Source organism: Streptomyces sp. NPDC052079 (assembly GCF_040680275.1).
Lineage (GTDB): Bacteria > Actinomycetota > Actinomycetes > Streptomycetales > Streptomycetaceae > Streptomyces.
The window spans coordinates 1-18,501 of the sequence record NZ_JBFAWL010000028.1; the positions used below are offsets into that span (position 1 = coordinate 1).

Genomic DNA, 18,501 nt, shown 5'->3' on the forward strand with positions numbered 1-18,501 from the left:
GGGAGTCCTCCCGGACGGGGCGGTCGTCGGTGAAGCAGGAACCCCAGCGGGCGACCGCTGGAATCCCTCGCCTTTAGGCGGGGGAGGAAGTCAAGTCCGAGACGTTCCTGGCCGCCGCCGCCTGGCGCAACCGCGCCAAGGTGCAGGAGGACGGCGGCACCCTGCTGCCGTGGCTGCTCGGCATCGCCACCCACAAGGCGGACAACGCCCGGCGCAGCCTCCGGCGACGGCAGCTGTTCCTGGCACGTCAGCCGCAGCCCGCCCCCATGGAGGACTTCGCCCCGCAGGCGGCCGGGCCCCTCGACGACGTACGCCGCCTGCGGGCCGTCCAAGCGTCCCTGGACCGGCTGCGCCGCCACGAACGGGAGGTGCTCGCCCTGTGCGTGTGGTCCGGCCTGGACTCCGGCAGACGGCCCAGGCGCTCGGCGTCTCCGTCGGCACCGTACGGTCCCGGCTCTCCCGCGCCCGCAAGAAGCTCACCCGGCTCGCCGAGGAGAACATGGAACCGCCCACCGCCCGCGGAGAGATGACAAGTGCGGCCGCGATCGCGGCCGTGCCCGCGCGGAAGGAACTCACATGAACGGCAGGACGAACTCCGCTTGCCCCGAGCCGTCCGACGAGCGTGACGAGATCGCCCGTCTGCTTCCGGCTCCGGCCGATTGGGACCTTCCGAGCGAGCAGTACCTCCATCACAAGGACCTCTTGATGCGACAGATCGACCGCGACCAGGCCGCCACCCCCGCCCGGCCGCCCCGCAGACTGCTCCGGCCCGTGCTCCTCGCACCGGTGACCGCGCTGGCCCTGGCCGGCCTGCTCACCGCGGGAATCGCCCTGAACGACGGCGACCGCGAGCCGTCCGCCGTACCGCCGTCCGGTGCGGCCACGGACATGCGGCCCGTCGCCGCCCTGCTCCGGCAGATCTCCGACGCCGCGGGCAGGCGTGAGGCCCCCATCGTGCGCGACGACCAGTTCTCCTACTCGGCGACCAAGGTCCGCGCCGCGGACCTGAGCAGTGGAAAGGCCGTCGTCGGTCCGCTGGAGGACCATGAGGTGTGGCTCTCCCAGGAACCCGGCCCTGTCAAGAAGCTCGGCCTCATCCGGAGCGGCGGCGAGACATTCCCCCTCAACGCGGAACTCGGCGACACGGACGGCACGCCGGCCGGGTTCAGCCGGCCCACCTACCAGTGGCTCAGCTCCCTGCCGACGGACCCCGACCAGCTGCTGGAGCACCTGTACGCCAAGACCCCGCGGATCGAGGGCAGGGAACGCGACCAGGCCGTCTTCGAGCAGATCGGTGACCTTCTCGGCCGGGTGATGCCTCCGCGTACGGCCGCCGCCCTCTACCGGGCGGCGGCGAAGATCCCCGGTGTCACCGAGGCCCCGGGGGCCGAGGACGCCCTCGGCCGCCGGGGCCTGGGGATCTCCCGGAGCGACGAGCAGAACGGTGTGTACACCGAGTGGGTCTTCGACCGGCAGGACTTCTCCTACCTGGGCCACCGCAGCCGACTGACAAAGGACACCTCGTACGCCAAGGCCGGAACCCTCCTGGACAGTTCGGCCCTGCTACGCAGCGCCATCGTCGACAAGGCCGGCCGACGCCCTGACGGCACAAAGAACTAACACGACCGCTCGTCGCGGGGGTGGTCACAATGCCGGTTGAGGGGTCGGGCTGTGTTCGGGCTTGCTGAGTCGGTGCAGACCGGAAGGCGCTTGATCAGGATGGGGAGTTGTCCCGCTCCGTGAGTGCATCGACCACCTCGGACATGTGTCGGTTGAGGCGGATGCTGATCGAGCCAGCAGTCAGGACGGCCGTACCCGCGATGGTGGTCGGCATTGAGGCGCCCAGGACCGCAAGCAGCTCAGGCCAGTCCCGTTCGGCCACACACGGACTACCCTCGGCGGCAAGCACGTTGGCATCGCGGCGGTCGGTGAAGAACGGTGACTCGCAGGGCGCCGAGTTACCCCTGGCTTGATCGGCGGTGTAGGGCGTGAACAGCAGGACGGCGAACCAGATCCACAGGCCTCCGCTGACACCGAGCAGGACCATCCCCCACGTCCGCAGACGTTTGGAACTCTCGGCGAAATACTCGAAGGTGAAGCCCACACGTCGCATCCGCAACAGCCTACCGTTGCGGGTGATCGCGTCGTCGCGAAGTGCCATCGGTGACGACCGTCATGCGGTCGTCGGGCCGATGCCGCCTTGGCGACGGGCGGCGGCGATGTGGCGCACGCGGCGCAGGCTGCGGCTGACGTTGTTCGGTGGTGTCGGGAACATCTCTCGCCCGACGATCCCGAACTGGCTCAGGCGCTGGTGCGGCAGGCAGTTGCCGCATCCGCCAGCGGAGAGATGGCGGAGTTCAGCGGCCGGGTCGCGTACCGCTTCGTGTTCCTCTTCGAGGAGGCATTGGCGATCCAGCGCACCGCTTTCGGCCCGCGTAGTGAAGTCGTCGCCATCACGCTGGGGTTGTACGCGGATTGCCTGCGGCCCAGTGATCCGCTTGCTGCGATCGCACCATTGCAGGAGCGGCTTACCGTCCTGTGGAATCTACGCAGGCCGTTGGACGCGGATGTCGGCGAAGCCGCCTGCATCCTGGCCCAAGTCCAGGCCCAGGCAAGCATGTTGCTGAGCAAGGAGGCGGCACGGCAGTACCAGGCCCACGTCTTCGTGGCCCGGCGGTCCCCGTTCCTCCCCGCACGGTGATTGCCTAAATGGTTTAGGAAAGCGCATAATGACCCGAGGTGACTTGGAGAGCGACGCGGAGGAAACGGGTGTGGCACGTGCGGGGTTGACCACGGAACGCCTGGTCAAGGCGGGGGCGGAGATGGCCGACGAGATCGGATTCGAGCAGACCACCCCCTCGGAGCTGGCCCGGCGCTTCGGCGTGAGGACCGCGAGCCTGTACTCGCATGTGAAGAACGCCCACGACCTGAAGACCAGGATCGCGCTGCTCGCCCTGGAGGAACTGGCCGACCAGGTGTCCGCCGCGGTGGCCGGCCGGGCCGGCAAGGACGCGCTGACCGCGTTCGCGAACGCCTACCGCGACTACGCCCGCCAGCACCCGGGCCGCTTCGCCGCCACCCAGTTCCCGCTCAGTCCGGAAGCGGCCGCCTCCAGCGCCGGTGTGCGGCACGCCCAGATGTCACGGGCCATCCTGCGCGGATACCACCTGGCCGAACCGCATCAGACCCACGCCGTGCGCCTGCTGGGCAGCGTGTTCAGCGGTTTCGTCGGCCTGGAGGGTGCCGGAGCGTTCAGCCACAGCTCTCCCGACCCGCAGGAGAGCTGGACCGAGATCATCGACGCGCTGGACACCCTCCTGCGCACCTGGCCGACCACTTCCTGACCGGCCGCCCCGCCGAAGCGTGGCGTCGCGGTGGCCGGGTACGGCCAGCATACGGGCGCCTTCCCCGCCCCACCCTTCCCACGGGTGGGCATATCCCGTATCACCGTGTCCACCAACGCCTTGACGAGGGGACCACCAATGTCTGCGCAACACCCCGCGCACCCGCATCCGCCCCTACGCATCGGTGTCGTCACCGAATCCACCCCCGGCGAGACGCGTGTCGCCGCCACCCCCGCGACCGTACGCCTGCTGCACGGCCTCGGATACGAGACCGTCGTCGAGTCGGGAGCCGGTGCCGCCGCCGGCTACGGCGACGAAGCCTACGCACAGGCGGGGGCAAGCATCGGCGAGGCCTGGAACGCGGATGTCGTGCTGAAGGTCAACGCCCCCTCCACCGAGGAGATCGCCGGACTGCGCGACGGCGCGACACTGGTGTCCCTGATCTCCCCGGCCCAGCGGCCGGACCTGCTGGAGCAACTCGCCGCGCGCGGGCTGACGGTTCTCGCCCTCGACGCGGTGCCCCGGATCTCGCGGGCGCAGTCGGTGGACGTACTCAGCTCGATGGCGAACATCGCGGGCTACCGCGCGGTGATCGAGGCCGCCCACGTCTTCGGACGCTTCTTCACCGGACAGGTCACCGCCGCGGGCAAGGTCCCACCGGCGAAGGTCCTCGTCGCCGGAGCCGGCGTCGCCGGACTCGCCGCCATCGGGGCCGCGTCCAGCCTCGGTGCCGTCGTCCGCGCCACCGACCCGCGGCCCGAGGTCGCCGACCAGGTGAAGTCCCTGGGCGGCGACTACCTCGCGGTGAGCACGGTCCACGAGGCGAGCACCGACGGTTACGCCAGGGAAACCTCCGCCGACTACGACCGGGCCGCGTCCGAGCTCTACCACGAGCAGGCCCGAGACGTGGACATCATCATCACCACCGCCCTGATCCCCGGCCGCCCCGCGCCGCGCCTGCTGACCGCCGCGGACGTGGCGGCGATGAAGCCCGGCAGCGTCATCGTCGACATGGCGGCCGGCCAGGGCGGCAACGTCGAGGGCACCATCGCCGGCCGCACCGTGGTGACCGGCAACGGGGTGACCATCATCGGCTACACCGACCTGGCCTCCCGGCTGCCCGACCAGGCCTCGCAGATGTTCGGCACCAACGTGGTCAACCTGCTCGCGCTGATCACACCCGGCAAGGACGGCCGCCCCGTCCTCGACTTCGACGACGTGGTCCAGCGGGCGGTCACCGTGGTCCGTTGCGGCCGGGTCACCTGGCCGCCCCCGCCCGTCGCCGTCTCGGCCGCCCCGCCGGACACCGGGCCGGAGGAACCCACCGCCGCTCCGGCGGACACCGAGCGGCCCCGGCTCACCTCCGCGGGGCGCTACGTCCTGATCGGCCTCGGCATGCTGGCGACGTTCCTGCTGGTCGCCTTCGCTCCGGCCCAACTGGCCGAGAACTTCACCGTGTTCGCGCTGGCCGTGGTCATCGGCTACTACGTCATCGGCAAGGTTCACCATGCCCTGCACACCCCGCTGATGTCGGTGACCAACGCCATCTCCGGGATCGTGGTGATCGGCGCCCTGGTGCAGATCGGACACGGCAACCGGCTCGTCACCGTGCTCTCCTTCGTGGCGATCCTGCTGACGAGCGTGAACATCTTCGGAGGCTTCGCCGTCACCCGCCGCATGCTGTCCATGTTCTCGAAGGGCTGACCGATGACCTCCATGACCGTTTCCCGGGCGGCCGACCTGGTCGCGGCCCTGCTGTTCATCCTCAGCCTCGCCGGCCTGTCCCAGCACCGGACCTCACGCGCAGGTGTCGTCTACGGCATCGCGGGGATGGCGCTCGCCCTGTCCGCCACGGTCGTGGCCGCGGCGGACAGCATCTCCGGCGGTGCCATCGCGGCGATCCTCCTCGCGACGGCGGCCGGCGCCGTGGCGGGACTGTGGCGGGCGAGGCGCGTGGAGATGACGCAGATGCCCGAACTCATCGCCGTACTGCACAGTTTCGTCGGGCTCGCGGCCGTCCTGGTCGGCTGGAACAGCTACCTGGAGGTCGAGGCGAACGACGACCAGACCGCCGTAGCCGCTGAACTGCTGCGCATCCACCACGCCGAGGTGTTCATCGGCATCTTCATCGGAGCGGTCACCTTCACCGGCTCCCTCGTCGCCTACCTGAAGCTGTCCGGGCGGATCAAGTCCCGGCCGCTGGTCCTGCCCGGCAAGAACGTCCTCAACCTCGGCGCGCTGGCGGCCTTCGTGGCGCTGACGATCTGGTTCACCGTCAGCCCCAACCTGCCGCTGATGATCGCGGTCACGGCCCTGGCACTCGCCCTGGGCTGGCACCTGGTCGTCTCCATCGGCGGCGGCGACATGCCCGTCGTCGTCTCCATGCTCAACAGCTACTCCGGCTGGGCCGCGGCCGCGGCCGGATTCCTGCTCGACAACAACCTGCTGATCGTCACCGGCGCACTGGTCGGATCCTCCGGCGCCTATCTGAGCTACATCATGTGCAAGGCGATGAACCGCTCCTTCCTCTCGGTCATCGCGGGCGGCTTCGGCCTCGAGGCCGCGCCGGCCGACGGCGGGGAGCAGGGCGGGCACCGCGAGACGCGGGCCGAGGAGGCGGCCGCACTGCTCGCCGGGGCCCGGTCGGTGGTGATCACCCCCGGCTACGGCATGGCCGTGGCGCAGGCGCAGCATCCCGTCGCTGAGCTGACTCGGCGGCTGCGCGAGCGCGGCGTCGAGGTCCGCTTCGGCGTCCATCCCGTCGCCGGGCGCCTGCCCGGACACATGAACGTGCTCCTGGCCGAGGCCAAGGTGCCGTACGACATCGTCCTGGAGATGGACGAGATCAACGACGACTTCGCGGACACGTCGGTGGTCCTGGTCATCGGCGCGAACGACACGGTCAACCCGGCGGCGATGGACGACCCCTCCAGTCCGATCGCGGGCATGCCCGTGCTCCGTGTGTGGGAGGCGGAACAGGTCATCGTCTTCAAGCGCTCGATGGCCTCCGGCTACGCCGGCGTGCAGAACCCGCTGTTCTTCCGCGAGAACACCAGCATGCTCTTCGGCGACGCCAGACAGAGCGTCGAGCAGATCCTGCACGCCCTCGACTCCCACGCCGACGGCCCCACGACAGCCGCCCGGCAGACGACGGGGGCGCACTGACGACGTACCGCCCCCAGGGGCAGGCTGCCCGGCAGGTGACCGCGAACCTGCCGGGAAGGCCCGCGTCCCCATCCCTTCGACGTGCCGCATGCGGCGGCGACAATCATCATGAAGGGGTAAGGGCCGCCGGTATCGGCACACAGTCGATCGCTCCGCCGATCGCTCCACGCAGGAAGGAAGGCTCATGGAGCTCTTCCCACCGATTCCGCTCGCTGAATGGCGGGACTGCAAGGAGACGCTGCACCGGTTCGAGCAGATCGTCGGCAAGATTCGGCTCGCCGCCGGCGTACGGCGCAACCATTGGTGGAATGTGCCCTTCCACATCACCGGGTGTGGCATCACTACGCGCCCGACGGGGAGGGCCGACGGCAACCCGTTCACCATCGACTTCGACTTCGTCCGCCACCAGCTGGTGGCCGCTTCTCTGGACGGCACCGAGGTGTCCTTCCCGCTCTACGGCCGGTCCGTGGCGTCGTTCCGCCGCGCGACCCTGGACGCTTTGACCGCCCTGGGTGTCCAGGTGAACGTCCCCGTGCCCCATCCGTTCGACCTGCCGGACGCATCCCGGCCCTTCGCCGAGGACACCGAACATGCGGCCTACGATCCCGTGCAGGCCAACCGCTACTGGCAAGTCCTCAGCCAAGTGGCGCTGCTGCTGGAGGAGTTCGCGGCAGACTTCTCGGGGAAGGCCAGCCCCGTGCACCACTTCTGGCACACCTTCGACATTGCCTACACCAGGTTCTCCGGACGGCACACCGAGCAGCCGGCGGAGGCCGACCCGGTCACCCGCGAGGCGTACTCCCGCGAGGTGATCAGCTTCGGGTTCTGGTTCGGGGACGACACGTTTCCCGAGCCCGCGTTCTACTCCTACACGGCCCCGGAACCCCCAGGGCTGACGGAGGAGCCCCTCGTACCGGAAGCTGCCCGGTGGGTGGAGCGCAACGGCAGCCATCTGGCCGTGCTCCGCTACGACGACGCCCGGGCCACACCGGACCCGCGCGCCACCGTGCTCGCCTTCTACGACAGCGCCTACCGGGCAGGAGCCGGGCGTGCCGACTGGGACGTGGCCGGCCTGGCCTGCCCCGGAGGAATAACGGACCAACACCTGGCGGCTCGTCCCGCCTGATGAGAGGTTGGCTACGCGACTGGCCGGCACTGCGCGGCTTGCGCGGACCGCTTCGGCGGATCCCTAGCCCCGGCGTTGGTCGTCCAAGGCAAGACGCCCCGCTTCCCGCCGGGAAGTGCAGGTGCATGGCCTGCCCGACGCTCCACGAGAAAACCCCGTCACGCCCGTGACAGGGCCGAGTGCACGCACCGCACGGGCCCAGGCCTACAGTCCGTTGCACCTGTCGCAGCAGCCGTACCACCGGTCCGCCGGGCACCGCGGAAGGGCCCTCACGGAGCCTCGGACCGGGCGCCGGGGTGACGACTTCCTCCGTCCGGCCCAAGAAGACGGCATCCGGCACGGCATCGCCCGTGGCGTGAAGTAACAGTCTCCGTATGACAAACACACGAACCGCTCGTACGGTCACCGGACGCGGCGCGCAGGCGGGCCGGATCCGAACCGCTCTGATGGTCCTGGTCGCGGCGGCCGCGCTCGCCACGAGCACGGCCACCGACGCCGTGGCCTCGCCCTCGACCGTCACGGCAACCGACTGGGATGCCATAGCCGAGTGCGAATCCGGGGGCGACTGGCAGGCGAACACCGGAAACGGCCACTACGGCGGGCTGCAGTTCACGCAGTCCAGCTGGGAGGCGGCAGGCGGCCTGAAGTACGCTCCCCGCGCGGACCTGGCCACCCGGGAGGAACAGATAACCGTGGCCGAACGCCTGGCCCGCCTCCAGGGAATGTCGGCCTGGTCCTGCGCCTGAGAAGGGGAGGAGCGGCGCCACGATATTCGCTTGCGCGCCCGCGTCGCCCGGGTCACCGTCGTCGGACACCCGACGAAGACGAGAGCGACGGATGACCCTGCAAACCCACCCTGTCGACCGGGAACTCATCGACGCCGCCACCGTTGTTGCTCGCACCCGCTGCCGGGGCGACAACCACACGATGGCGGCCGCCGCCCGCGCCGCGGACGGGCGGATCATCACGGCGGTGAACGCCTATCACTTCACCGGCGGCCCCTGCGCCGAGCTCGTCCTCATCGGGGCGGCAGCGGCACAAGGCGCCTACGAACTGGACACGATCGTCGCCGTGGGCGACCGCGACCGGGGAGTCGTACCCCCGTGCGGCCGGTGCCGCCAGGTCCTCCTCGACTACTTCCCCGCGCTCAAGGTCATCGTGGGCCCCACCGACACCGTCCCCGTCACCGACCTCCTGCCGGCAACCTACGTCTGGGCCGACCACCAACTCGACGCCGAGTAGCCTCTGTGGATCGAGCCCGCCCGATCTGCGAAGGCTGATGATCCGGCCTAGTCTGAACGTATCGGGGGAGTGCGCAAGGCGCGCGAGGGTGTCACCTTCATCCCACTCGGGCCGGGCGGCGCCCTGACCCTCACCGACTTCGCAAACGCGGTGGTCGGGCCCGGTGTTGAACCGGTGGTCGCGGTACTCGTTGTTGCCGGAACTGCGACTGCGCGTGTCTTCAACACGCACACCGGCGACGAGATCCAGGTGATGATCGACGAGGCCCGCGCTGCGGACCGGGACTACCTGGAACCCGACTTCAACAACTTCCTGTCCCAGTTGGCCGACCGTGCTGACCGCCCGCTCAACAGTTGCGCAGGGGCCCCGGCGCCTTCATCGGTGATGCCAGCTCTACACAAGTTGACCGCCAATCCAGACCAGCGGAGAGAATCCTCATGCCCGCGGACGATGTACCGATCGAGATGGCTGCCGCTCTCAACGCGAACGCCTTTGGCCTACTGCAGCTCGAGGGTGTGAACGGCATTGACGTCGGGGTCGATGACACCGACGCATACACCCTGCGAATTCTGGTGAATGATCCGGGCGACCCACCCGCGGCGCTGCCGGAGTCCATCGGGGGATTCCCGTACATCCTGGTTGCTGGCAGACCGCAACTGGAGCAAGCCGGTATTCCGGACCAGAAGACCTACGGCATGCCGGGCACCGACCCCATTATGGGTGGTATCCAGCTCGCGCCTGCAGCGATCGTGGATGGAAACGTGCACGCGGGCACGCTCGGTTGTGTGTTCCACGACTCGGCCGGGTCGCCCGTCGCGGTCAGCAACGCCCACGTTATCTGCGGCGCGGTCGGTAATACGATCCAGCAACCGGCGCCGCAAACCGACCCAGCACCGCCGATCGAACGGCTCGGCTCGCTGCGCCAGTGTCTGGCACCCGACACTCCGTCGCTGTTCCCCGGTGGCCTGGTCTCTGGCTTCTTCGACGCCGCATTGTGTGCGGTCGACGGCGCACGCACGGCAAAGGTTGGGACGATCGCCGACCTCGGCGCCGCAACCGCCATCTCGTCGCCGCAGGTTGGTTCGGTCGTCCGCAAACGTGGGTACAGCACCGGAGTGTCGCATGGGGTGGTTGAGGGCACGCTCGGCGCCTACGTGGCACTCGACCACGACGGTAGCCCGCTCTGGATGATGCTCGGACAGGTGTCGATCGTGATGATCCCCGACCTCGGGCTGAATCCAGAGGGGGTGTGGTCGCGTTCTGGGGACTCCGGGTCGGTGGTGGTAAACGAGAGCAACGAGATCGTCGCCCTGCACTGGGGTGGCGACGGCTTGCGCGGCTACGCATCGGATTTCGCCCCGATCGCGTTCGGGTTCGGGATCGGACTCTAAGACGTCATCTCATTTGGTGAGTCGGCGGTAGCAGATGAGGGTGCAGGCGAGCTGGTGAAGGCTAGGAAGTGCTCGGCTTTGCCCGGGGCCACCACCGGGCGGGTCGGTCAGCTCTGCCCGGCGTGCATCGGGTTGTTCGCGACCTCCTCCGGGCACCTACGGTGCTGTCCGCGCGTACGCCGGTCGCGACGCCAGTCGAATGCCGCCAGGGCGAGTGACGCCAGCATCATGACGAGGGCGGCGCAGAGCGCGACGACCAGGGCCGCCTGATAGTCGGCGCCGCCGGCGAGCACCAGGTAGTAGAGACCCGGCAGGGCCGCGGTACCCACCGCGGCGCCGAGCCGCTGCCCGGTCTGCAGGGCGCCGCCTGCCGCGCCTGCCATCCGCACGGGTACGTCGCGCAGGGTCATGGTGATGTTGGGGGAGACCACGAAGCCTCCGCCGATGCCGCCGAGGAACAGGGCAGGGGCGGCGACCCAGGGAGCGATGTCCAGCGGCGCGAAGCGCAGCAGCAGAGCGGTGGCGCCCAGACCGACGATCGCGCCGGCGAGCCCGCATACGGTGAGCATCCGGCCGAGCCGGTCCACCAGCCGGCCCGCGACCACGGCCGCACCCGCCGAACCGAGAGCGAACGGAGTGACGGCGAGGCCGGACCGGAGCGGCGACAAGCCGAGACCGTGCTGGTAGAAGAGGGCGAACACGAGCCACACGCCGCTGAAACCGATGAAATACAGGGTGCCGACCCCGGCGCCGACGGCGTAGCCGCGCACCGTGGTGAACAGTCTGGGGTCCAGCAGTGGTCTGGTGCCCCGGGCGACCAGGCGGTACTGCCGACGGACGAACACGGTGAGGAGAAGGGCGCCGACGAGGAACATCCACCACAGGCGGGTCAGCCCTCCGGCCTCCGCCTGGACCAGCGGATACATGAGCGCGAGAACGCCCAGTCCGAGGAGCAGGATCCCGGGCAGGTCCACGTGCCCCCGGCCGGACCTGCGGGTGCGTGACAGCAGACGGCGTCCGAGCAGGACGGCGAGAAGACCGATGGGAACGTTGACGTAGAAGATCCAGCGCCAGCCGCCTGGATGGTCGGCCAGGGCCAGGATCATGCCGCCGACGAGGGGGCCGGACGCGGAGGAGATGCCGACGGTCGCGCCGAAGTAGCCGAAGGCCCGGCCGCGTTCGGCGCCGCGGAACAACTGCTGGATCAGCGCGGAATTCTGCGGCGCCATGAAACCCGCCGCGAGCCCCTGGGCGAGCCGGGCCACCACCAGCAGGGTGATGTCGGGCGCGGCTCCGCAAGCGGCGCTGAAGATCACGAAGCCGCAGAGGGCGAGCAGGAAGATACGGCGCCGGTCAAGGGCGTCGCCGAGCCGGCCGGCGGTGACGAGAGCGAGGGCGAAGGTGAGCGTGTATCCGGACACCACCCACTGCACTTGGGCGGGGGAGGCGTGCAGATCCTCCTGCATGGTGGGCAGCGCGACCGCCACGATCGTGACGTCCAGCAGGCTCATGAAAGCGGCCACCAGGGTGACCCACAGGGCCCGCCACCGGCGCGGATCCGGCTGGTATTCGTCCTCCCGGGCCGCACCGGGTTCCCGGTCGCCCGCCCCGCCCGCCGCTGACGCCGACGTTGTCACATGGAATCCTCTCGCAGGCCCTCCAGCCCGGGCGAACACGTCCCCCGGCCGGGACGTGATCACACCCGCCGGTCAGCGGACCGTCCCTGCCGGCATAGGATCACCCGCCCCTGAGCGACGGGCCGCGCCGCCGCGCACGGGCGGACTCACCCATGCAGGGTAGGCCGGTAGGTGAGCTCCTGGACGCGGCCGTCGAGCGTCCGGTGATCGATCAGCTCGAGATCGAAGTCCTCCGCCCCCTCGAAAATCCGGTCGAGTCCCGTCCGGCCGGTGATCACGGGGAAGAGGGTCACCTGGAGGCGGTCTACCAGGCCGGCGGCCAGCAGCGCCCGGTTCATCGACAGGCTGCCGTGCGAACGCAACGGCACCTCGGACTCCTCCTTGAGCCGGGCGACGACATCGACGGCGTCGCCGCTCACGACGCTCGCAGTCGGCCACACGGGGGACGTCTCCAGCGTGGTCGACACCACCGTCGCCGGCAGGTTCCGCATCCGGGTGACCCATGGATCGCGTACGTCGGAATCGTCGGTACTCTCGGCCAGCATCCGCGTGAAGACGCGATACGTGTTGGCCCCGAAGACCATCCGCTGCTCCTCGCTGTACAGGGAGAGGCGGTGGTCGAGCAACTCGGGCCCCTGCTTGCCCCAGTAGCCGGTCCAGTCGCCTCCGGCGGCGCCGTAGCCGTCGAGGCTGGAGAAGACATCGAAGGTGTAGGTCGCGGTCACAACGCTCTCCTCGCCGGTGGTCGATGGAACACGTGAATTACGTCAATTCAGACTGCAGACCATGACGGAAGTCATCGCCACCGGACGGTGTGGCCCGATCACGGCATGACCGGGTGCGGCGTCACCGGCCGCTCTGCGGGCCGTAGGGCTGGAGAAGCTGGTCGACGGGCGCGTAGTCGTCGGTGAGCACCGGGGCGTCACCGGTCCAGGACCTGAGGTCGCCCCCGGCGGCGACGGTCCAGCCTGTCCGCCGGGCGTCCAGCGCGTTCTGGAGCGCGGACCGGTCCACTGACCGGTCGGAGGCGATCACCACCAGATTGCCGCCCCCGGGAGCGGCGGCCGGGTCCAGGCGGAGGTCGGCGGGCTCGCCGAGGACGGCGACATGCTCGAAAACCTCGCCGAGCGTGGCCGCCTCGGCCCGTGCGAAGGCCAGATCACCGTGATCGATGAGGTTGGCGACGTACAGGCCGTCCTCGTCGAGCACCCGCCGTACGCCGGACATCGCTTCCACCGTGGTGAGGTGCCACGGGACACTGACACCCCCGAACGCGTCGCCGACGACGAGGTCACGGCTGTCGGCGTCCAGCCGCCGCAGCCCCAGCCGGCCATCCTCGGTACGTACGTCGATACCGGACTCCGACCCCAGCCCGAGCCGGTCGCGGTCGATGCGCACGACACCGCTGTCGATCTCCGACACGACACTGCGCGTTCCGGGCCGGGTGGCCGCGAGGTAACGGGGAAAGGTGAGCCCGCCGCCGCCCAGGTGGTGTGCGGCAAGCGGTTCGCTTCCGGGGAAGGCGGCATCGACCACCGCAGCGATGGCACGTACGTAGGTGAATTCAAGGTGGGTGGGGTCGTCGATGTCGACATAGGAATGCCGCACGCCGTCCAGGACGAGGGTGCGGCCGCCGGCCCGGTCGGGGTCGGCGACGACCCGTGCGCAGTGGTACTTCGTTTCCACGTCGCAGCCACCGGGAGCGACCGCGGTGGCGAGCCCGCCGGCGAGGACCACGAGGGCCAGGGCGGGAGCGCCGCTCCAGCCGCGCGCCCGCCACTCCACCAGCGCCGAGCCGACCACCAGCAGGGTGCCCAGACCGATCAGGATCCCGCTGACCGACAGCCGCGACACGAGGACGAAACCGGTGAACACGGTGCCGAAGATCGCCCCGGCGGTGCCGACACCGGACAGCCGGCCGACGACGGTGCCGGTCTCGGCGAGGCTCGTGAGACGCAGCTTCGTCACGATCGGCGTCACCGCGGACAGCAGCGCGCCCGGCACCAGGATGGTCATCGACGCGATCAGCAGCAGCGCGGCCGGCGCCCACTCCGCGGTGCTGCGGAGCACGGCCGGCGTCAATGCGACGACCGCTCCCGACACCCCGAGCGAGGGGCCCAGCAACCGGCGTGGATCGACGTGGTCCGCGAGGCGCCCACCCAGCCAGGAACCCACGGCGATCGCGGTCAGCGCGATGCTGATCACCAGGGTGCTGGTCTCGAGGGTGAGGCCGAGGTACGGCGCCAGCAGCCGCAGGGCGACGATCTCGACCACCAGGACTGCGGCCGAGGACCCGAACACGAGCACGGCGGCAACACGGGAACCCGGGCCGTGTGCGCGAGGAGTGGCCTCGGTGAGAGGCAGGAATGACGATTCGGTCACGGGCGACATCCTTGCATGCTCCTCGCCAACCGGGCGATACCGCGCACCTGTCCGAGCCGGGCACGAACAACCACCCCTGTACGGCGACCACTTCACGACCCCCGGGCACCGGATGCGGTCGCTGATCTTTCACCTCCGGTTTCCGGGGTACCCGCCGCCCTGCACGGACACCGAGGGCGGCGCGTCGCACGCGTCCGGCCCCGAGAAGAACAGACCAGGAGGGATCAATGAGCACGGTCAAGGAAACGGTCGACGTGGAGGTCCCGCTGCGCAGGGCGTACGACCAGTGGACGCAGTTCGAGGACTTCCCGCGGTTCATGGAAGGGGTCGAGGAGGTCAAGCAGCTCGACGACCGGCACAACCACTGGACCACCAGCATCGGTGGCGTACGGCGCGAGTTCGACACGGAGATCGTCGACCAACTCGTGGACGACCGCGTCACCTGGCGGACCATCGGCGGGGAGGTCCAGCAGCGGGGCTCGGTGAGGTTCGAGCCGCTGGACGACACACGTACCCGAGTGGAGTTGACGATGGATGTCGAACCCACGGGCGTCGCGGAGAAGGGCGCGGACGCCCTGGGGCTGATCGACCGACGGGTCAAGGGGGACCTGCGCCGGTTCAAGGAGTATGTGGAGAGCGGCGGCAGCACCGGCGGCTGGCATGGACGGATCCGGCCGGAGAACCCAGGCACCGGCCACTGACGTAGGCGAGGGGAGAAGCCCGGCAGGGCGACCGGGCTTCTCCCCGGCGCGTCACGTGGGGCCGGCGGAGTCGTCCCGGTCGACCCGGTAACCGGGCACCGAGGGCCAGCGGACCGTCAGGACCACCGACTCCTCCTCCGCGAACCAGGAGTGGTCGACGCCTCGGCCCCACACGACATAGTCGCCCTGTTCGGCCAGGACCACACTGCGCCCGCGTAGTTCCACCCGGAAGCGACCGCTGATGAGGACCTGAAGAGTGGTGCGCGTCTCACCGGTCACCCACTGCGCCCTCGCATCGCCCTTCGGGTGGACGCCCCACTTGATCTCCACGTCCTCGCTGTGCCGAGGATCGGCGACATCCTTGAAGTGCCCCAGCAACCACCCCCGGTCCAAAGCCGCATCCTTGCCCGCGTTTCCCACATACACACCGTCCGTCATGGCCCCGAAAGCTAGCAGGACCGGGCAGCGTGACCATGACGGTCACGCCGCCCGCTGCTTCTTGCCGTACGCCCCGATACGGATGTCCGCCAACGGGGACTGCCGGCTGGAGATCTTGGCGGGTGCGCCGGCCCACAAGTACATGTACAGCGCTGTTCGGTGCCGGGAGTGATGCCGGGCGCGAGTCCGGCTGAGGAGGCGCGGGCCGCGGTTCACTCGTGGGCGTGAGGGTTGAAGCCCTCGGGCGCCTTGTCCAGGAAGGTGGTGACGGTGTCGATGCGGCCGTCCGGACCGAAGGCGAGGACGTCGGTTCCGGTAGCGAACTCCTCGCCGCGGGCGTCGAGCCGCCACTGCAGCCGGGCGTGGCCGTGGTGGATCTCCGGCTCCCGGCGCGCCCGGAACGCGACGGTCTCCATGTGCCGCAGGAACCGCTCGCGGAAGTCGATCAGGGCCTGCCGTCCGGTGAGGACGCCGATCGGCGCGCAGTAGCGGATCTCCTCCGTGAAGACGACGGACGCCGGGGCGTTCTCCTCGTCGGACGACGAGGTGTTCCAGAACCGCAGGTACCGGTCGAGACTCTCCTGGTACCGGGCGGTGGTCGGTTCGATGGTCCGGGACATGGCCGGCTCCTTCTGTTCGGTCGTCGGGCATCGCGTAGGGGCCGTGCCGTGGAAGGCGCGGTCCGTGCCCCGACTGTGCGGTGCGCCCCGGCACGGTGTCGATGACCTCTCAGGTCATTGCCGGGCGCACACTCGGTGGGACACTCTCGGAGCATGGTCACCTCGGAACCGGTCGGACTGCTCGTACGGCGCTGGCGGCAGCGCCGCAACCGGTCGCAGATGGACGTGGCACTGGCGGCGAACCTGTCGACCCGGCACCTGAGCTGCATCGAGACCGGGCGTGCCACCCCCAGCCGGAACATGATCGAACGGCTCTGCGACGAACTCGACGTACCGCTGCGGGAGCGCAACGCCCTGCATCTGGCGGCGGGCTTCGCGCCCCTCCACCTCGAGCGGCCGCTCGCGGACCTGGGCGCGGCCCGGACCGCCGTGGAGGCCGTACTCGCCGGTCATGAGCCCAGTCCGGCGCTCGCGGTCAATGTGCGCTGGGAACTGCTGGCCGCGAACCGGGCCGCGACGGCGTTCTTCGCCGATCTGCCCGCCCCGCTCCTCACCCCGCCGGTGAACGTCCTGCGCGCCACACTGCATCCGGACGGGCTGGCCCCGCGGATCCGCAACCTCACCCAGTGGCGGGCGCACGTGCTGCGCCGTCTACGTCGTCAACTCGCCCGTACAGCGGCCGAAGGCCTCACGGACCTGCTGGCCGACCTGGAGTCCTACGGCGCACCCGCCGCCCTCCCCGAGGAGGAGAACCGCGACGACTTCGCCGTCCCGCTGCTCCTGTCCTCGGACCACGGTGACCTCGCGTTCCTCTATACGACCACGGTCTTCGGCTCGCCCAGGGACGTGACTCTGGACGAGATCGCCGTGGAGACGTTCTTCCCCGCCGATGACGCGACAGCTCAACTGCTCACAAGCGTGCGGCGGTGACTACTTCCGTCGTGGTTCCTCACGTGCCTGCTGAAAGGCCTCGGAGACGGCTTGCGCGGCACCGGACAGCAGTCCCTTGGCCGCTCCTTGTGAGCCCGACTCACGCATCTTGTCCGGGAGTTCGGTCAGCCCGGTGGGCTTGCGCGGTCCCGCCTCCAGATCCAGACGGTTGCACGCCTCGGCGAAGCGCAAGTAGGTGTCGACGCTGGCCACCACGATACGAACGTCGATCTTGAGTATCTCGATGCCGACCAGAGAAACCCGTATGAACGCGTCGATCACCAGCCCCCGGTCGAGGATCAGTTCCAGAACGTCGTAGAGGCCGCTGGAGCCTCCTCCGCCACGCTGCGGCACCACCTGATTCATCGCGATCAGCCCCTTTCCCAGCCCTCGTGCCCCCTGATCGCCCCTTCATGTCTCCCACCGCATCCGGGCGGGGCGGGAGGAGAGGCAGCCCTACGGGTTCCCGTCGAGCAGGGCCCGGCCGAGGGGAAGCAGGGCGTGGAGGACCGCGGTTCCGGTTCTCTCGGTGCAGATCAGTCCCGCGTTGCGGAGGACGGCGGCGTGCTGACTGGCACCGGCCAGTGAGATGCCGGTGCGTTCCGCCAGGGCGGTCGTGGTGGCCGGCGTCCGCAGCGCGGCCAGAACGGCGGCTCGCGTGCGGCCGAGCAGCGGAGCGAGTGCGTCGAGGGACACCTCGGCGGTGTCACCGTCGTGCATCGGGTACACCAGCACCGTGGGTTCGTCCGGGTGGTATCCCACGAACGGCCTGGTGGCGAAGAAGGAGGGGACCAGCAGCAGACCGCGTCCGCACAGCGGCACGTCGAAGGACGAACGCGAGGGCAGGTGGAGCGTCGGAGGCTGCCACCGCCAGGTCGGGGCCAGCGTGGTCAGCAGCGCGTCCACGCCTCCACGCAGCAGCATCTCGGCGCGCAGCGAACGATCCGCCGTGGCCGCGGCCGCGATGCGGGGCCAGAACTCCGTGAGGGAGGAGGCATGGTAGTCGCGCAGGTCCCGGACCAGGGCATCGCGTCCCCGAGGGCTTCCCTGCGCGAGTTCACGCAACTGCCGGTCGGCGCTCGGGGACCGGCCGCCGCGTCCCCTCACGGCTTCCGCGGGTTCGGTGAGCCGCGCCAGATCCTGCTGAAGTCGCGGGGCGGGCGTGGCGTGGACCGAGTCGACCGCATCACTGAAGCAGGAAGCGCCCGGCTGCAGCAGGAAGTCGGGGAGATAGTCGTCCCGGCGGACCAGCTCCGCCAGCATTCCGGCCCGGCTCACGGGCGTTCCGCTCATCGCCCGCTGCCACTGGAGCATTCCGGCGCGGCGGCCGTTGCGCACCGGGGGCGCGGTCAGCAACAGGCGCACGCTCAGCGCCGTTTCGAACATGGCGTCGGGGCGCGGCGCGATCGTGACGCGGCGCAGGTCGGCGGCCGAGAAATGCAGACGGATCACGGCCACCGATTATGGGTAACACCAAGCGTTTCAGCCAGGGTTGAAAGGCCGGGCGACGGCGCGCCATGCGGAC

At 69.8% G+C, this 18,501-nt stretch carries 19 protein-coding genes and 1 pseudogene; 12 read left to right on the plus strand and 8 right to left on the minus strand.

All coding sequences use genetic code 11. The annotated features are described in order from the left end of the window. Positions 1 to 83: 83 nt before the first annotated feature. Both AB0L56_RS28175 and AB0L56_RS28180 read left to right on the plus strand, forming a co-directional pair. Positions 84 to 580 (plus strand): annotated as a pseudogene (locus AB0L56_RS28175) (RNA polymerase sigma factor); the annotation flags it as partial. Next, positions 577 to 1,620, plus strand: coding sequence for a CU044_5270 family protein (locus AB0L56_RS28180; RefSeq protein ID WP_365428025.1), 1,044 nt, complete (start codon positions 577 to 579; stop codon positions 1,618 to 1,620). The pseudogene AB0L56_RS28175 and the gene AB0L56_RS28180, both read left to right, overlap by 4 nt. 94 nt (positions 1,621 to 1,714) lie before the next feature. Here the strand turns inward: AB0L56_RS28180 and AB0L56_RS28185 are convergent, their stop codons facing one another. Then, positions 1,715 to 2,161, minus strand: a complete 447-nt coding sequence (locus AB0L56_RS28185) for a hypothetical protein (RefSeq protein ID WP_365428028.1) — start codon at positions 2,159 to 2,161, stop codon at positions 1,715 to 1,717. A gap of 39 nt (positions 2,162 to 2,200) precedes the next feature. Here AB0L56_RS28185 and AB0L56_RS28190 point away from each other — a divergent pair, with 39 nt between their 5' ends. The 8 genes from AB0L56_RS28190 to AB0L56_RS28225 all read left to right on the plus strand — a co-directional run bounded on the left by AB0L56_RS28190 (position 2,201) and on the right by AB0L56_RS28225 (position 10,268). After that, on the plus strand, positions 2,201 to 2,701 hold the full coding sequence (locus AB0L56_RS28190) for a hypothetical protein (protein ID WP_365428031.1): 501 nt from the start codon (positions 2,201 to 2,203) through the stop codon (positions 2,699 to 2,701). A gap of 70 nt (positions 2,702 to 2,771) precedes the next feature. After that, entirely contained in the window at positions 2,772 to 3,344 is a 573-nt protein-coding gene (locus AB0L56_RS28195) for a WHG domain-containing protein (RefSeq protein ID WP_365428180.1), read from the plus strand. 138 nt (positions 3,345 to 3,482) lie between these two features. Continuing rightward, a complete protein-coding gene (locus tag AB0L56_RS28200) occupies positions 3,483 to 5,048 on the plus strand; it encodes a Re/Si-specific NAD(P)(+) transhydrogenase subunit alpha (protein ID WP_365428034.1) in 1,566 nt (521 codons plus the stop codon). 3 nt (positions 5,049 to 5,051) lie between these two features. Then, positions 5,052 to 6,509 (plus strand): Re/Si-specific NAD(P)(+) transhydrogenase subunit beta, encoded by a 1,458-nt coding sequence (gene pntB, locus AB0L56_RS28205; protein WP_365428037.1) that lies wholly within the window; start codon positions 5,052 to 5,054, stop codon positions 6,507 to 6,509. Between the two features lie 184 nt (positions 6,510 to 6,693). Further along, the gene (locus tag AB0L56_RS28210) at positions 6,694 to 7,635 is read left to right on the plus strand and encodes a DUF5996 family protein (protein WP_365428040.1); all 942 of its coding nucleotides are present in this window, start codon (positions 6,694 to 6,696) and stop codon (positions 7,633 to 7,635) included. Between the two features lie 374 nt (positions 7,636 to 8,009). Then, positions 8,010 to 8,381 (plus strand): transglycosylase family protein, encoded by a 372-nt coding sequence (locus AB0L56_RS28215; protein ID WP_361025584.1) that lies wholly within the window; start codon positions 8,010 to 8,012, stop codon positions 8,379 to 8,381. Positions 8,382 to 8,472: 91 nt separating this feature from the next. Beyond that, entirely contained in the window at positions 8,473 to 8,877 is a 405-nt protein-coding gene (locus AB0L56_RS28220) for a cytidine deaminase (RefSeq protein ID WP_361025587.1), read from the plus strand. Between the two features lie 437 nt (positions 8,878 to 9,314). Further along, complete coding sequence (locus AB0L56_RS28225) at positions 9,315 to 10,268, plus strand: hypothetical protein (RefSeq protein WP_365428043.1); 954 nt, start codon at positions 9,315 to 9,317, stop codon at positions 10,266 to 10,268. Between the two features lie 107 nt (positions 10,269 to 10,375). Here AB0L56_RS28225 and AB0L56_RS28230 read toward each other — a convergent pair whose 3' ends face one another. The 3 genes from AB0L56_RS28230 to AB0L56_RS28240 form a co-directional block, all read right to left on the minus strand. After that, on the minus strand, positions 10,376 to 11,905 hold the full coding sequence (locus AB0L56_RS28230) for an MFS transporter (protein ID WP_365428046.1): 1,530 nt from the start codon (positions 11,903 to 11,905) through the stop codon (positions 10,376 to 10,378). A gap of 146 nt (positions 11,906 to 12,051) precedes the next feature. Further along, positions 12,052 to 12,630 (minus strand): dihydrofolate reductase family protein, encoded by a 579-nt coding sequence (locus tag AB0L56_RS28235; RefSeq protein ID WP_365428049.1) that lies wholly within the window; start codon positions 12,628 to 12,630, stop codon positions 12,052 to 12,054. A gap of 121 nt (positions 12,631 to 12,751) precedes the next feature. Continuing rightward, complete coding sequence (locus tag AB0L56_RS28240; protein ID WP_365428052.1) at positions 12,752 to 14,296, minus strand: fused MFS/spermidine synthase; 1,545 nt, start codon at positions 14,294 to 14,296, stop codon at positions 12,752 to 12,754. Positions 14,297 to 14,514: 218 nt separating this feature from the next. Between AB0L56_RS28240 and AB0L56_RS28245 the strand changes: the two genes are divergently transcribed. Beyond that, entirely contained in the window at positions 14,515 to 14,988 is a 474-nt protein-coding gene (locus AB0L56_RS28245; protein ID WP_361025605.1) for an SRPBCC family protein, read from the plus strand. A 51-nt stretch (positions 14,989 to 15,039) separates the two neighbouring features. On the opposite strand, the gene AB0L56_RS28250 is transcribed toward AB0L56_RS28245, so the two are convergent. Together AB0L56_RS28250 and AB0L56_RS28255 are read right to left on the minus strand one after the other, a co-directional pair. Next, positions 15,040 to 15,426: a signal peptidase I gene (locus tag AB0L56_RS28250; protein ID WP_365428055.1), complete on the minus strand. Its 387-nt coding sequence runs from the start codon at positions 15,424 to 15,426 to the stop codon at positions 15,040 to 15,042. A 212-nt stretch (positions 15,427 to 15,638) separates the two neighbouring features. Next, positions 15,639 to 16,046: an isomerase gene (locus tag AB0L56_RS28255; protein ID WP_365428058.1), complete on the minus strand. Its 408-nt coding sequence runs from the start codon at positions 16,044 to 16,046 to the stop codon at positions 15,639 to 15,641. A 153-nt stretch (positions 16,047 to 16,199) separates the two neighbouring features. Here AB0L56_RS28255 and AB0L56_RS28260 point away from each other — a divergent pair, with 153 nt between their 5' ends. Next, positions 16,200 to 16,976, plus strand: coding sequence for a helix-turn-helix transcriptional regulator (locus tag AB0L56_RS28260; protein ID WP_365428061.1), 777 nt, complete (start codon positions 16,200 to 16,202; stop codon positions 16,974 to 16,976). Here AB0L56_RS28260 and AB0L56_RS28265 read toward each other — a convergent pair whose 3' ends face one another. Together AB0L56_RS28265 and AB0L56_RS28270 are read right to left on the minus strand one after the other, a co-directional pair. After that, positions 16,977 to 17,342, minus strand: coding sequence for a gas vesicle structural protein GvpA (locus tag AB0L56_RS28265; protein ID WP_361025614.1), 366 nt, complete (start codon positions 17,340 to 17,342; stop codon positions 16,977 to 16,979). It abuts the gene before it with no gap. 90 nt (positions 17,343 to 17,432) lie between these two features. Next, positions 17,433 to 18,428: a winged helix-turn-helix domain-containing protein gene (locus AB0L56_RS28270; RefSeq protein WP_365428063.1), complete on the minus strand. Its 996-nt coding sequence runs from the start codon at positions 18,426 to 18,428 to the stop codon at positions 17,433 to 17,435. Between the last annotated feature and the right edge of the window lie 73 nt (positions 18,429 to 18,501).

What these genes read in the sequence shown, in the direction of transcription:
- AB0L56_RS28180 (WP_365428025.1), top strand. Translation starts at nt 577, where the DNA reads ATGAACGGCAGGACGAACTCCGCTTGCCCCGAGCCGTCCGACGAGCGT.
- AB0L56_RS28185 (WP_365428028.1), bottom strand. Translation starts at nt 2,161, where the DNA reads ATGGCACTTCGCGACGACGCGATCACCCGCAACGGTAGGCTGTTGCGG.
- AB0L56_RS28200 (WP_365428034.1), top strand. Translation starts at nt 3,483, where the DNA reads ATGTCTGCGCAACACCCCGCGCACCCGCATCCGCCCCTACGCATCGGT.
- pntB (WP_365428037.1), top strand. Translation starts at nt 5,052, where the DNA reads ATGACCTCCATGACCGTTTCCCGGGCGGCCGACCTGGTCGCGGCCCTG.
- AB0L56_RS28210 (WP_365428040.1), top strand. Translation starts at nt 6,694, where the DNA reads ATGGAGCTCTTCCCACCGATTCCGCTCGCTGAATGGCGGGACTGCAAG.
- AB0L56_RS28215 (WP_361025584.1), top strand. Translation starts at nt 8,010, where the DNA reads ATGACAAACACACGAACCGCTCGTACGGTCACCGGACGCGGCGCGCAG.
- AB0L56_RS28220 (WP_361025587.1), top strand. Translation starts at nt 8,473, where the DNA reads ATGACCCTGCAAACCCACCCTGTCGACCGGGAACTCATCGACGCCGCC.
- AB0L56_RS28225 (WP_365428043.1), top strand. Translation starts at nt 9,315, where the DNA reads ATGCCCGCGGACGATGTACCGATCGAGATGGCTGCCGCTCTCAACGCG.
- AB0L56_RS28240 (WP_365428052.1), bottom strand. Translation starts at nt 14,296, where the DNA reads ATGTCGCCCGTGACCGAATCGTCATTCCTGCCTCTCACCGAGGCCACT.
- AB0L56_RS28245 (WP_361025605.1), top strand. Translation starts at nt 14,515, where the DNA reads ATGAGCACGGTCAAGGAAACGGTCGACGTGGAGGTCCCGCTGCGCAGG.
- AB0L56_RS28250 (WP_365428055.1), bottom strand. Translation starts at nt 15,426, where the DNA reads ATGACGGACGGTGTGTATGTGGGAAACGCGGGCAAGGATGCGGCTTTG.
- AB0L56_RS28255 (WP_365428058.1), bottom strand. Translation starts at nt 16,046, where the DNA reads ATGTCCCGGACCATCGAACCGACCACCGCCCGGTACCAGGAGAGTCTC.
- AB0L56_RS28260 (WP_365428061.1), top strand. Translation starts at nt 16,200, where the DNA reads ATGGTCACCTCGGAACCGGTCGGACTGCTCGTACGGCGCTGGCGGCAG.
- AB0L56_RS28265 (WP_361025614.1), bottom strand. Translation starts at nt 17,342, where the DNA reads ATGAATCAGGTGGTGCCGCAGCGTGGCGGAGGAGGCTCCAGCGGCCTC.